The sequence below is a fragment of the Sorangium sp. So ce117 genome, from assembly GCF_051524395.1.
Taxonomy (GTDB): Bacteria; Myxococcota_A; Polyangia; order Polyangiales; family Polyangiaceae; genus Sorangium; species Sorangium cellulosum_B.
Map to the genome: position 1 here is coordinate 11,549,262 of NZ_CP150309.1, position 13,217 is coordinate 11,562,478.

Sequence of the window (13,217 nt, forward strand, 5' to 3'; positions counted from 1 at the left end):
GTGGGCCCTCAGCGCGGCATCTGCACCCGCATGTTCGCTGCATTGCGTGGGTTCATGAGGCTCCTCGCGCTCCTCGTCGGTGCGCCCTGGTTCATCGCTTGTTGCCATCCGGGGCTCGGATTGTCGATGCCCGGCGTGGTGCGGCCCACCAGATCCACGAGCTCGTTCGGCGGTGCGCCCTGGTTTGCCTGATTCTGGAGGTTGCGGAAAAGCACGCCGCAGTTCGGACAGGCATTTCGCGCTCCGCCGCCCTGCTGCGTCGAGCTGATCCCATCGATCTCTCGGAGCGCGCCGCGGAGATGCTGGTTGTTCGGATCGCTGGCCGAGCCGCATGTCCCGCGCGGCAAGTTGTTGCGTCGCTCATAATCATGGAGATGCTCGCTCAGCGCCGCCGGCTCGGAGCAGTTCGCCGGGTGGCGCGTCGCCTGGGGGAATTGCCCGTTGGTCGAGCCGTTTGCGGCCTGAACGGGCACCTGCGGCGCCATGTTGTTCCAGACCGCGGGGTGGATATCGACCGGATTGTCGGGATCGCGCCCGCCTTGGCTCACACCGCTCGCGTTTGGCAACGGCGTGCGGCTGCCGTCCGGGTTGATCTGCGAGCGCTGGATGTTCGTGGTCATCGCTTGCAAGCCGTCGAGGTCCACCGTGTTGAGCGGCGAGTTGTCGGCGAAGCCGTAGCGGCGGACGATTTCGACGGGATCCGGGCTGATGTAGCGGCCAATGTCGGGGTCGTAATAGCGATGCCTGTTGTAACAAAGGCCGGTCTCTTCATCCGCGTACTGGCCAGGAAACCGCAGCGGCGTGAAGGCCTCTCCCTGCACCGCGCCGAACGCGCGCGCCCGCTGCTCGGCCGCGATCTGCCCCGATGACGTCACGAGAAGATCGGGGAATCCATTCGGCGCGCTCACGTAGAACCGGGGCGCGCCGCCGTCATCGATGTGCGCCAGCGGGGCGAAGCTCCCATCCGGGAAAACGTACGTTCGCGTCTCGGTCACCGGGACGTCCAGGGACGCGTCGCGCACACGCACCTCGTGAAGCAGGCGCTGATCGTCCCAAACGAAGCGAGTCAGGGCAAGGAGCTGCCCTTGGCTCGAGCGAACCCGCTTTGCCAGCCGCCGGCAGAACGCGTCGTAAATGAACTCCACGAGGCGCCCATCGGGCGCGACGACCGAGGCCAGGCGCCCGCGTCCATCCCAGGTGTACTTCCAGCGGCTTCCGTCGGAGAGGCGCTTTTCCACGAGGCGCGCGCGCTCGTCGTAGGTGTAGGCCGTCTCCCCCCGCCGCAACAGGGCACCACCGCGATCGTACGCGTGCTCGCCGGCCTCGGTGGCGTTAAGGTTGCCGACCTCGTCGAAGCCGAAGAGCTCCGCCCTCCCGTGGGCAGGGATCTTGGCGAGGAGCTGTCCCATGGGATCGTACCGGTATCCCGTCGCGCCGAGGCGCGCGTCGAGCTCCTCTTCGAGAAGACCTACAGGGGAGTAACGATACTGCGCGTCTGAAACGACCCCGTGTGCAATGGGTCCAACCCATTCCGGCTCGCCCGGTCCAACCGCGGCGCGCGCTGTCGCGGAGAAGACGCGCCGCTGAGCGAGGCGACCGGCCGGATCGAAGTCGTACTGAATGCGCCCGCCGCCCGGAAGGACGGCCTGCCGCTCGCGGCCCAGCGCGTCGTAGTGGAAGTCCACAACCTCCCGGCCGAGCGCCATCCGCGCGATCTTGCCCATGATGTCTCGATGCATGTGCTCGACGTACCCGAGCGAGCTGACGCGCCGCGTCCTCCGCCCCATGGAGTCGTAGACCGCTTCAATCGTGTGGCGGACGCCGAGCGTGATCTGCTCCTCCTTCACAAGACAGCCCCGCTCATCATAGGTCAGGTAGCACTCCGTGTCAGGTGTTCGCGCATCGATCAGCCGCCCCACCTCGTCATAGGTAAACTCCTCCGCCCCGTCGTCGTAGATCCGCTTGATCAACTGCCCGGCTGCGTCGTACTCGTATTCGACCAGCTCGCCGGTGCTGCTCCGCCACTGCGTCAGCCGGCCGAACAGATCGCGCCGGAAGTCGTGCGTGCGTCCGTCCATCAGCTCCTCGCGGATCACGTGCCCTGCGAGGCTCCGCACGAAGCGATGAACCTGCCCGCGCTCGTTGTGCACCTCGATGAGGTGGCCTTCGCGGTTGTAGCGGTACCGGATGGGCCCCGCACCGTCGTGCTGCACCTCGCAGAGCACGTTGAGCCCGCCCCAGGTGAGTCTGCCGACGCGCCTGGCCGCATCGACAATCCGCGCCAGCCGTCCCTCGGCGTCGAACTCGAACGTGGTGACCCCGCCCGCAGGATCGGAAACGGTGCGCAGCAGGCCGCGCGCATCATACGCGTAGCGCGTCACGGCGCCGAGCGCATCGATGGTTGCTACGGCGCGGCCGAGGTCGTCGTAATAGATCGTCTTCTTCGCGCCGTTCGGCTCGATCACGGCCGTGCGGTTGCCGTGCGCGTCGTGCTCGAAGCGGGTCACTCCCCCGTTCGGAAGCGTTGCCACGCTCACGAGCCCACGCTCGTCGTAATCGTACATGACGATGGCGCCGCGGCGGTCCTCGACCGCGAGAAGATTACCCAGATCGTCGCGCGTATACCGGAGCGCGCTCCCATCCGCGCGCACGAGTTCGGTCAGCGCGCCTCGATCGTCGAAGGCATACTGCGTCCGACGGCCGAGCGGATCGACGACCGCCGCGACCCGCCCTGCCGCGTCGCGCTCGAAGCGCGTCGTCGCGCCCATGGCGTCCCGAAAAGCGACGATGTTCCCGAGGGAGTCATACTCGTGCGAGAGCACGCCCGCGCCCCATGTCGACCGGTCCACCTTGCCGTGCTCGTTGCCGAAAAAGCGCCGGACACGGAGCGCGTCCGCAACTTCGGAGTAGCCGTCTCCCGAGAACTCCAGCTTGCAATGAAATATGCCACGCGCTCGCGTCACGCCGTCCGCGAGGAACACAGGCACCCCGGCCGCGAGGCTTGGGTCCTCCTGAGCGGGGTATTCACCCCAGGTCTCGATGCAGCGTCCCTCACGGTCGTACCGGTAGTGGACCACGAGCCCGCTGCGGTATGCGTGGGTGACGAGGCGGTGCTCCTCGTCATAGGCGTACCGGCACACATGTCCCTCGGCGTCCGTAGCCTCGACAAGATCCCCGCGCTCGTCATAGCGGTACGTGAAGAAGGCGTGCCAGCCGGAGGGGCTCGTGGCCGTGCGCACCTCAAAGGCGGCGATTCGGCCCGAGCGCTCCCGCCGGACGCGCACGAAGCGCTGAACGCCATCGCGGATCCACGCGAGGCCAGAGACATCGTAACCCAGCTCGATGCAGTTCTCGTTGCGGTCGAGGAGCGCGGTCAGACGGTAGCGCGACCCCAGCTGATGGCGCTCGTTGAACAACAGCGTGAGCCCGTCCTCGGTCGTGAGCGCGAATCCCCAGGCCGCGCGACGCAGCACGATCCGCCCCACCAGCGGGCGCGTCTCGCCCTCTTCCAGCAGCGGGGCCGTCACCACGGTGCCGTCGTCCTGCGTGATCCGCACGGCGCGCCTGGAGAGCTCGATTTCCCAGGCGAGCGAGTGGCTCCACCCGAAGCCAAGGCCCATGTCGCGATCGCGCGCAGAGGACGAGTAGCGCCGCTGCATTACGAGCGGCAGCGGACCGGGCAGACCGAGGTCGAGCGTCGGCAGCGTGAAGACGCGGCCGGTGACCACGTCGACCGGATCGCCGGCGGAGGTGCCGCCGGAGCCGCCGTGGACCGGGTTGGAGCAAGCGCCGGCCCCCTGTCCATTTCCGCACCCGTTGGCCCCCTTGCCGCCGCCGTCAGGGTTGTTGCCGCCATGGTTAGCGCTCCCGCCCTGACCGTCTCCATTCCCGCTGCCGCCCCTGCCGCCCTTGCCACCACCGCCGCCTCCACCGCCCATGATCCAGACGCCAGGGTTCATTCCAGGGATCGCCGGGATGTTCGGGACCGGAGCCGTGCGCGCCATTCAGGCATGGTCCCCAGCGATTCTCACCCCTGTCAAGACGAGAACTTGGGTGCCCTGGCGAGCAAGGCGACCGCCGTGGCCCGACGCGACGTCACGGTCACGGCGAGCTCCCCAAGCCCGCGGCTTGGCCGCTGGGCCCGGGTTGGGTCCGTGCCTCCCAAGGGGGTGCGCTCCGTCGTCACGCTCCCCCAGATCCCCGGGGAAGTGACGGATCGCGACGGTTCGCCCCGCGGAATCGTCCCGCCAGAAACACCGGTCGATGGCGAGTGGCCGCAGGAAACAGTAGCTATTTCATAGCTTTCGCCTGTTTCGCCGCCGAGGGCGGTCCCGGTGCGGCCCCACGGGGCGCCCTGCGCCGCCGCATCGCGCGCGGCCAAGGGAGTCGCGCCATCACCGTCCCACCGTACAGCAACGCTGCACGCGCTGGTGAACATGGAGAACCTTGCGCGATCCGCCTACCTCCGTATCAGCGACTTATCCATGCATCGACGAAATACTTCTCCTGTACGCTCGCGATGCGCCGGGCGCGCGCCCGCCGTTTCCTGGATCAAGGAGGTCGCTCGGATGAGATGCAGGGTTCTGCTTCGGATCGTGCTCATCGCTTCTTTCTCACTCGTGCTCTTGCTCGCCGGTATCCGCCCGAGCGCCGCTCAGTCGAATTTGCCCTACTGGACCGAGATTCCGCAGGGCGGCGCCATCCCCGACGCCATCTGGGACGGCGCGAGCGCCTATCACCAGGGCATCTTCTACATCTTCGGCGGGTTGAACGGGACCTACCCGGATGACGAGCCCGTGGCCGATTTCAGCGCCTTCGACGTCGACACGCTGACCTGGTACGACCTCGGCCAGTACCCAGGCGGGCCGTCCGCCAGGGCCGAGTCGATGATGTGGTGCGTCGCCGAGGAGGACGCGCTGATCGTCTCCGGCGGGAGAGGTCCTTTCCGGCGCGGGCTCGATCTCACGCACCAGGACACGTTCCGGTTCGATCCGGTGCACGGGTGGACGCAGATCGCGCAGAGCGCGGCCGAGATCGGGCGCGCCAACCGCTCCACGGAGGCGGTCGCCGTGCGAAAGAAGGGGAAACACAAGACCGTCGCGTACGCCTTCTCGGGCTCGTCGTCGACGCTGCCAGCCTTCATCAACCGCCCTGACGGCCTCCAGCACAACCTGGTCCGCTACAAGAACGGCTGGAAGCAGGTCGCGACCGGCTCACCCGCCCCGCGCGCTCGAGCCCACCATCCGCTCGTCTACTCCCAGGGCTGGAACGCCCTGCTCGTCTATGGGGGATACACGAACGACGCCGTGAACGGGACCGGCCTGTTCACGCCGGAGAACTACCTCGGCGACCTCTGGTGGTTCGACGTCGACACGGAGACCTGGGATCAGCTCGTCTTCGACGAGGCCGCCGGACCGGGCCACCGCGACAACGCGAAGCTGATCGCCGATGAGCACAACGACCGCATCTGGCTGTTCGGGGGCAGCCAGTTCGACGGTACCACCCTGTCCGATGTCTGGTACTTCGATCTCCACACCGGGACCTGGACCCGCGTGGACACCGCGATGACGGGACCCGCGCCGGCCCCGAGGTTCGGCCAGTTCTACTTCACTCGGAGGACCGCCACGGCCTACGAGCTCTACATCTTCGGGGGAGCGACCGCGGAGTTCGCGCCAGTGCTGCTCAACGACATGTGGAGATTGACGATCCCCCTCGGCTGCGGCGGCTGAGTCTCCCCAAAAGCTTCGAATACGCCGGTCTCAGGCGAATTCTCCGACCTCGCCCTGGTCACGATTTCCTGAACTCGACAGGCCGGACTGCCGGGCTGGACATCTTCCCTGACGTAGAGGGCCTGCGCCCCGGTAGCCATGCGAGAGAACACAACCATGCGGCCAAGCAGCCGCACGACGCCGAGCACGCTCCGCAGCATGGTGACGTGAACGGCGAGTTGTCAGGTCAGCAGGCTCGTGCCTTGGCGCAGCTCTCGTGTTACGAGGTTGGTGTCCATGGGGGATGCTGGAACGCCGGGCGCCACGGTCGCGAAAGAACGGTTCCGCAAGTGGAACGACTTCGTCCGCGAGCTGAATCTCGCCGACCCGCTGCGCCGCGTCGTACTCGACTCATGGGAGCGCAGTCGGGCGGCGGCGGTCGACCCTGTTCGTCCGCCCTTACGGCAGATCAACGACGAGGAGCTCGCGAGGAGGCTGGAATGGAGCGCCGACCTGGTCCGGGCCGCCATCCCTCACCTGCACTGGGCCGCCGCGCTCCTGCGGGCGTCGGAGCCGGCCGTCTACGTCGTCGATGGGGACGGCATCGTCCTTTACTCGGTCGGCACGTCTCCTTCGATGATGCAGACATTCGGCCTCCTGCCCGGATTCGACTGGTCGGAGCGGGCGATGGGGACCAACGGCGCCGGCACCGCCATTGCCGCCAATCGCCCGGTCGCGATCGTCGGGCCGGAGCACTTCGCGAGCGCATTCGACGACTGCACGTGCACCGGCGCGCCGATCCACGCGCCCGACGGTACGATCATCGGCGCGATCGACGTCAGCACGTCCGTCGCGACCGGCAGCCCCGAGCGGCTCGCGCTGGTGGCGCACATCGCCTACACCATCGAGCGCGAGCTGCAGGCGGCATGGGAAAGTCGCCGCCGCGAGGCCGAGGAGGCAAGCCGGATCCAGGCAGAGGAGGCGCGCGAGCAGCTCGCTCACCTGCAGGCCGTCACGGCCGCGCTCGCCCGCACGAGCACCGCCGGAGAGTCCGCCTGCGTCGCGATCGGCGCGATCGGCGCGATCCTGCGGGCCCAGGGCGCGCGGGCCTACCTGCGAACGGACGACCCACGAGGGCTGCGCCTCGTGGCCTCGACCGGCGACAACGGGACGTCGCCCTTTTCGGCGATCCCGTCCGATCCGGAGCAGTCGATCGTCCTGGCCCTGTACCGCGGCGAGCTGGTCATCCTGCCGGACCCCGACGAGGCCGAGGGGGCCGCCACGCGCTTCGCCCCGAGCCCCACCCTGTCCGCGATGGCCTCGCCACGCCTCGTGGCGCTGCCGCTCCGGATCCACGGTCGGGATCTCGGCGGCCTGGTATTCGTCATCGAGGGGCCGTGCCGCCTCGATCCGGCGATGCGCCAGCTGGTCGCCACGATGGCGGATCAGTGCGCTCAGGCGGTCGAGCGCAATTGCCTCTTCGAGTCGGAGATGCGCGCCCGCGCCGAGGCACAGGATGCGGTCCGGCAGCGCGAGCAGATGCTCGGCATCGTGGCCCACGATCTCCGCAACCCCCTCAGCACGATCATGCTCCGGGCGGCCCTGCTGAAGCGGGAGCTCGGGTCCCGCGCCGACGAGGAGAAGTGGCGGGACGGCGTACGGACGATCGAGCGCGCAGCGCTCCACAGCAACCGCCTCATCGCCGACCTGCTCGACGTGGCGAGCATCGACGCTCGCCGATTGTCGATCCTGCCCGCCCCTCACGAGGTCTCCGACCTCGTGGCGGATGCGACGGAAGCGGTGCGCCTCGGCGCGTCCAGCCGCTCGTTGTCGGTGCACGTAGAGGTTCCGGCGGATCTGCCGCGGGTGCTCGCCGATCGCGACCGGGTAGTCCAGGTCCTCTCCAACCTGCTCGGGAATGCGCACAAGTTCACGCCCGACGGCGGGGCGATCGGCGTGCGTGCCGAGGCGCTCGACGGCGATGTGGGGATCCACGTCCGGGACTCCGGTGTCGGAATCGCGGCCGAACACCTCCCACGCATCTTCGACCCGTACTGGACGCGCCCGAACAACGGGCAGCGCGGCACGGGCCTCGGTCTGGCGATCGCGCGGGGGATCGTCCAGGCGCACGGTGGGCGAATCTGGGTGGAGAGCCGGGTCGGCGACGGGAGCACCTTCTCGTTTACCTTGCCGCTCGCCGATCGCTGAAGCGCGCTGGAGGAAAATTACCAACATGCCGGAACGGCCTTGAGCGGGCTATCCTTCGCAGTCTGTTGACCGTCACGCCATTTGGTTAAAGTAAGGGCTTCGACGCCGAGTCATGCGCAGCCGACGAATTTCGAATGTGATTGGGTTCGACGACGCGCCGTTCGAGCGGGGGATGGGTGGGAAGGTCGCGCTCGTGGGGACGGTTTGTTCGGGGACGCGGCTGGACATCGTGGTGCGTGGGCACGTCGAGCAAGATGGCAGCGACGCCACCGGGGTGATGGCAGAGCTCGTGAAAGAGCACGAGCTGGTTCACGTGCGCGGCGTGCTGATGCAGGGCATCACGGTGGCGGGGTTCAATGTCGTCGACATCAACGCCCTGGCGGAGGAGCTCGGGGTGCCGGTGATGGTCGTGATGCGCAAGCGGCCAAAGATGCAGAAGTTCCTCGAAGCGCTCGAACAGGTGAAGAGCGCGGGTGAGAAGCGGAGCGTGCTCGAGCGAGCCGGACCGATCGAGCCTTGCGCTGGCCTGTGGGTGCACCGCGCCGGCTTGTCGCTCGAGGAGGGGCGCGAGCTCATCGCACGGACCACGTTGCACGGCGCCATCCCCGAGCCGCTGCGCCTCGCGCACATCATCGCGGGAGGGACGACGCGCGGAGTGAGCCGTGGTCGAGCTTGAACGCCCACTCGGTCGGAAGGCTTACTTCAAGATTCCGCACCTGCCCGGCTCCCGCACTGGCTCGTCCGACCGCACCGCTCCGCGCGAGCTTGCCGAGCGCTGTCTGGTCGCGCCGCGCCCCGGAGAAGAGGTGCTCGTGCAAGAGAAGCTCGACGGCTCCTGCGTCGCGGTCGCGCGCCTCGGCGACGCCGTGCTGGCGCTGGGCCGTGAAGGCACGCTCGCCGCGCGCTCCGAGAACCCCGGGCGCCAGATGTTCGCGGCCTGGGTCGAGCAGCGCGCGACCTCGTTTCGCGAGCTGCTCCACCCCGGTGGGTGGCTCGTCGGCGAATGGCTCGCGCTTGCGCATTCGACCCGCTACGAGCTCCCCCACGAGCCATTCGTGGTCTTCGACGCCTTTCATGAGGGCCGACAATGGACGTTGGACGAGCTCGACGCTCGTTTGCAATTGCAAGGCGCATTCCCTCGTCCGGCGCTCCTGCATCGAGGTGGCGCGCTCGGCATCTCGGCCATGCTCGAACGGCTGGGCAGAGGCGGCCACGGCGCCATCGAGCCGCCGGAAGGCGCTGTTTGGCGGGTCGAGCGCGCCGGGCGCGTGGTCGGCATGGCCAAATACGTGCGCAATGACAAGATCGACGGCGCGCTCCTCCCCGAGAATTCAGGGCATGAAGCGGTCTGGAACTGGAAGCCATGAAGACGGTCACCTTCGTCACCGGTAACGGCTGGCGGCACGACGAGGCCAAGCGCCTGCTGTCGGGGCTGCACGTCGAACGCGCCCGCATCACGCTCGCCAAAGGCGACTCCGAGAAGCTCGAAGAGATCGCCACGGCGCGCGTGCTCGACGCCTACAGGCAGCTCGAGACACCTTGCTTCATCGAGAATACGGGCATGTACCTGGAGTCGAGCGAGGCCTTCGCGGGGGCGAAGGTGAAGCAGCTGCTGCAAGAGCTCGGGCCCGCCGCTTTCTGCGCTCGCTTCGGTGGGCTGCGCGGCGTGACCCGCGTGGTGGTGGCGTACACGGCGGACGGCCGCAGCGTGAAGCTCTTCGCAGGTGAAAACTCCGGGAGCGTCGCGAAGGGACCGCGCGGCGAGCAGGGCTACGGCTGGGACCCTGTGTGGATCCCGGACGGCTTCGAGCGCACGTTGGCCGAGCTCCGGAGCTCGAAATATGTCGTCAATATGCGACTCTTGCCTTTCCTCGAGCTCGCCGCCGAGCTGCGTGGCACGGGCTTCGAAGGCGTGTTCGAGTCTCACGTGACCGTCGCCGCCTGCGACGAAGCCGCGTTCGCCAGGACCTGCGACGCGCTCGGCGTAAGGGCGCTGCTTATCTCGCTACCGCGCGGCCGGACGCCGCGTCAGCCGATGACGGGAGCGCACCACCGCGGCTCGCTGCAGGAGGTCCTGCTGGTCGTACATCAGCTGGCTCGCGATCTCGCGCAAGCTGGCTTCGAGGTCATCCGCACCAAGGTGGAGGCCGTCGGCCCGCATCGCGATCTGCCGCTCACGGACGATGTGGCCGCGCGGGCGCCGCGCACCAACTATTTCGAGCACCACGCCAAGGTCGTGCTGCCTTCGCCCGATAGCGAGGCCGAGGTGTCGCGCGCGTTCGCCGAGCTGGGGGCCTACCTGTCGCGCGGCGCGCCGCGCGCGGACGGCGTCGAGCTCCGCTTCGTCACGCTGCGCTCGTGGGGCCTGGGGCAGGCCTCGGCCGACGCGCGCTTCGATCAGGTGCTGGCGCTCGCAGCGCGGCTCGGTCTGCCGCTGCGCAATCGTACGCGTGAGTACACAGTCTATGATTCGGCGCTCGATGTGGACACGGGGTGGATGGCTTGAGCCTGATCCGTTCGTGGCTCGAGCTCATGCCGCGCACCGAGCTCGGCGCCGACGCCGTGCTGCGAGGCAGCCAGCTCACGGCGAGCTGGGTCCCCGGGCGCGTCGCGGCGGATCTCGACTTCGTCCTCATGGGCGACTGGAGCCTCGATCGCGCCACGCGCGTCGTGAATCAGCTCCTGGGTTCGAGCGAGCTGCCGGCTGAAGGCGTCGTCGCTGACCTCTGCGTCAAAGCGTGGGGCATCTGGCTCGAAACGCCCTGGCCTGGCCTGCGGCTCGAGCTTTCACGCGGCGAACGGAAGCTACAGGTCGACTTCGGTTGGGGCGAGGTGCTCGGCGTCGCTCCGCGCCCTTTCGAGCTGGAAGGTTTCACGCTGCCGGCCGTCGCGCCCGAGGTGATGTTCGCCTGGAAGGTTCACTCGCTGGTGGAGCTCGGTCCGCGTGGTCGCTGGCACCCGAAGACGCTCATCGATCTGGTGCTCCTGGCCCGGCACTGCACGCTCGATCCCGTGGCCACCAAGCGTTGCGTCGAGAGCGCCTTCGCCAGCCGCGAAATGAGCCTCAGCGCGCTCGACGCGTTCTTCACGGCCGAGGATTGGGGGTCCGGCCGCAGCAGCCGTCACAAGTGGAAGAAGTACGTGGCGACGGCGCCGTGGGTCACCTTCTCGCGCACCGACGCCATCCGCGAAGCGCGCGAGGTGGTGCGGTCGTTCCTGCACCCCGTCAGCTGACGAAGCCGCGCCGAACACGGGCGCCGGGTCAGGGAGCCGTCGTCACGCCATCACCTGCACGATCCGGTCTCGATCGAGCGAGGGCGAACCGAGGTGTTCTGGATGCTGTTCGGGTCGGTCACCGCGACCTCGCGACCCCAGCCGGTGAGCCCCGCGAAGGTCCCGTTGGTCGTCATGTCGAACGGCCCGTCGCTCTGACAGTCGCTGTTCTTGACGGCGCCCCACGACCAGGCGAGCCACCCCACCTCGAGCTCGACGCTCCTGGCCAGGAGCGTCTTGTAATCGAACGGGTGCTTGCCGCACTCGTACACGGCGTGCTGCGCGAACTCGCCGACCATCAAAGGCAGGTTCAACGCCACGGACTCCTGCAGCTCTTTCGTGATCGTGGCCCCGCTGCCGTCCGTCCACCACATGTGGACGCTGAGCAGGATGTTCGGGTCGTGCTTGACGAGCGCGGGGCCGACGGCCTGGAGCTGGTCGATGTTCTGCCCCCACTTGGAGGCGTCGATCACGAGCGGGACCGTGATGCCGGCGCCGCGCATCCGGGTGATGGCCTGCTTGTAGCCCGCCTCCCACGCCGCGTTGTCCACCTGGTCACCGACCTCGTTGCCGATGTTGACGAGCAAGCTCTGCTCGTGCTTCTTGATCACGGCGACGACATCCGCTCTCGTCCAGTAGTCGACGAGGCTCGGCAGGAGATCCCATTTCCCCGTGGCGTCGTGGAGCTCGACGATCGGAATGAGCTTCTGCGCGAGCGCGTTCGTGATGGCCTGATCGAGGCCCGCCGCGGACTCGGTGGCGAGCCAGACGATCCGCACCGCGTTGGCGCCCGTCTTCGCGATCTCCGCGAACTCCGGCAGGCCGTCGGGCCCCGACGACAACCACACGACCATCTCGTTGATGCCCCGGAGCAGCACCTTCTCTCCGCAGCGATCGTAAAGAAAGCGGCCGCGCACCGAGAACCCCGTCGACTCCTGGTCACCCCCGCCGGCGCCCGCGCCCGAGGTGGCGCCGCCAGCGCCGGACGTGGCGCCGCTGCTCGACGTGGCGCCGCCGGCGCCGGACGTGGCGCCGCTGCTCGACGTGGCGCCGCCGGCGCCAGACGTGGCGCCGCTGCTCGACGTGGTGCCATCGGCGCCGGACGTGGCTCCGGTGGCCCCCCCGCCCGCGCCCGATGCGCCGCCGCCCGCTCCGGTCGTCTCCTGCCCCGAGCCCTGCTGGTCGTCCGAGTCGTCTCCGCATCCCGCGGAGAGGCCCAGCGCCATGAGGGCTGCTCCGGTCCAACCAGCCACCGACCCGTGAAGAACGCGCATCGTGATCTCCTTCTGCCTCTCCCCTGATTGCACCTGGCGACGTCCGGCTTCGACCCTGCGTGACCGCACGGTGAACCCTTCTCGTTCTGCAGGTCGACCAGGTCCTGCACGCCGCGCAGCGGCGCGGGCAGCGCGCCAGTGACGCCCTGCATGGACAGGCCTGGGAGGAACCCACGGCGAGGAGAGGACCTATTCCGTCCGCGGGCCCACGAGAATGAAGAAACCAAGAAACCGCGGACCGGGGCTCACAAACGACGCCTGCGACATGGCCCGAGGCCCGCGGGAAGCGCGGACAGCAAACCACTTAATCGGTTCATTGTCCAGCGCCTCGATGGGCGCCGCGGGGCCGGGATGTCCGAGGGGACGAGCGCGCTTCGGAGCTCGCGGAGACGGCCACATGTGTGAGACGGCCCCCGCTTGAATCAATCGGTAAAGTTTTCACCGCATCGTCGAGCGCGGCGTGGGAGATCTCATGGCGCGATGCGCGGTCATGAGATCACGCGCCGCGGGCGCTGCGTGCTTTCAGGCCGCGCGCGGGCGCACGCCGTAACCGGCCCCGCGCACGGCCTCGACGAGGGCGGTAACGGGCGCGCTCGCCGGATCGTGCTGCACCACGACGGTGCCCTCGCGCAGGCGCACGTCGACGTTGGCCACGCCGCCGAGCTCGCGGAGCGCGCTGTCGATGTGGCGGACGCAGGACGGGCAGCTCATCCCGTCCACCTGGAGCATGGTCTCTTTCATGGCGTCTTCCTTT

At 68.4% G+C, this 13,217-nt stretch carries 9 protein-coding genes; 6 read left to right on the plus strand and 3 right to left on the minus strand.

Annotation, left to right across the window (positions count from 1 at the left end):
• Window positions 1–8: 8 nt before the first annotated feature.
• On the minus strand, window positions 9–4,004 hold the full coding sequence (locus WMF46_RS43385) for an RHS repeat-associated core domain-containing protein (RefSeq protein WP_437982582.1): 3,996 nt from the start codon (window positions 4,002–4,004) through the stop codon (window positions 9–11).
• 564 nt (window positions 4,005–4,568) lie between these two features.
• On the opposite strand from WMF46_RS43385, the gene WMF46_RS43390 reads away from it, so the two are divergent.
• The 6 genes from WMF46_RS43390 (at window position 4,569) to WMF46_RS43415 (ending at window position 11,150) form a co-directional block, all read left to right on the plus strand.
• Complete coding sequence (locus tag WMF46_RS43390) at window positions 4,569–5,729, plus strand: Kelch repeat-containing protein (protein ID WP_437982583.1); 1,161 nt, start codon at window positions 4,569–4,571, stop codon at window positions 5,727–5,729.
• Between the two features lie 276 nt (window positions 5,730–6,005).
• The gene (locus WMF46_RS43395) at window positions 6,006–7,916 is read left to right on the plus strand and encodes an ATP-binding protein (protein ID WP_437982584.1); all 1,911 of its coding nucleotides are present in this window, start codon (window positions 6,006–6,008) and stop codon (window positions 7,914–7,916) included.
• A gap of 136 nt (window positions 7,917–8,052) precedes the next feature.
• Window positions 8,053–8,592 carry a DUF99 family protein gene (locus tag WMF46_RS43400; RefSeq protein WP_437982585.1) on the plus strand — a complete coding sequence of 180 codons (540 nt, stop codon included), beginning with the start codon at window positions 8,053–8,055 and terminating at the stop codon, window positions 8,590–8,592.
• Window positions 8,579–9,283 (plus strand): RNA ligase family protein, encoded by a 705-nt coding sequence (locus tag WMF46_RS43405; RefSeq protein ID WP_437982586.1) that lies wholly within the window; start codon window positions 8,579–8,581, stop codon window positions 9,281–9,283. Before WMF46_RS43400 ends, WMF46_RS43405 begins: the two co-directional genes overlap by 14 nt.
• On the plus strand, window positions 9,280–10,422 hold the full coding sequence (locus tag WMF46_RS43410; RefSeq protein ID WP_437982587.1) for a non-canonical purine NTP pyrophosphatase: 1,143 nt from the start codon (window positions 9,280–9,282) through the stop codon (window positions 10,420–10,422). The genes WMF46_RS43405 and WMF46_RS43410 overlap by 4 nt, the downstream gene beginning before the upstream one ends.
• Window positions 10,423–10,448: 26 nt before the next feature.
• Complete coding sequence (locus WMF46_RS43415; protein ID WP_437988004.1) at window positions 10,449–11,150, plus strand: nucleotidyl transferase AbiEii/AbiGii toxin family protein; 702 nt, start codon at window positions 10,449–10,451, stop codon at window positions 11,148–11,150.
• Between the two features lie 50 nt (window positions 11,151–11,200).
• On the opposite strand, the gene WMF46_RS43420 is transcribed toward WMF46_RS43415, so the two are convergent.
• A complete protein-coding gene (locus WMF46_RS43420) occupies window positions 11,201–12,463 on the minus strand; it encodes a cellulase family glycosylhydrolase (RefSeq protein WP_437982588.1) in 1,263 nt (420 codons plus the stop codon).
• 522 nt (window positions 12,464–12,985) lie between these two features.
• Window positions 12,986–13,204 (minus strand): heavy-metal-associated domain-containing protein, encoded by a 219-nt coding sequence (locus WMF46_RS43425; protein WP_437982589.1) that lies wholly within the window; start codon window positions 13,202–13,204, stop codon window positions 12,986–12,988.
• Between the last annotated feature and the right edge of the window lie 13 nt (window positions 13,205–13,217).

Coding starts and splice junctions, on each gene's coding strand:
- WMF46_RS43385 (WP_437982582.1), bottom strand. CDS start 4,004: ATGGCGCGCACGGCTCCGGTCCCGAACATCCCGGCGATCCCTGGAATG.
- WMF46_RS43390 (WP_437982583.1), top strand. CDS start 4,569: ATGAGATGCAGGGTTCTGCTTCGGATCGTGCTCATCGCTTCTTTCTCA.
- WMF46_RS43395 (WP_437982584.1), top strand. CDS start 6,006: ATGGGGGATGCTGGAACGCCGGGCGCCACGGTCGCGAAAGAACGGTTC.
- WMF46_RS43410 (WP_437982587.1), top strand. CDS start 9,280: ATGAAGACGGTCACCTTCGTCACCGGTAACGGCTGGCGGCACGACGAG.
- WMF46_RS43415 (WP_437988004.1), top strand. CDS start 10,449: ATGCCGCGCACCGAGCTCGGCGCCGACGCCGTGCTGCGAGGCAGCCAG.
- WMF46_RS43420 (WP_437982588.1), bottom strand. CDS start 12,463: ATGCGCGTTCTTCACGGGTCGGTGGCTGGTTGGACCGGAGCAGCCCTC.
- WMF46_RS43425 (WP_437982589.1), bottom strand. CDS start 13,204: ATGAAAGAGACCATGCTCCAGGTGGACGGGATGAGCTGCCCGTCCTGC.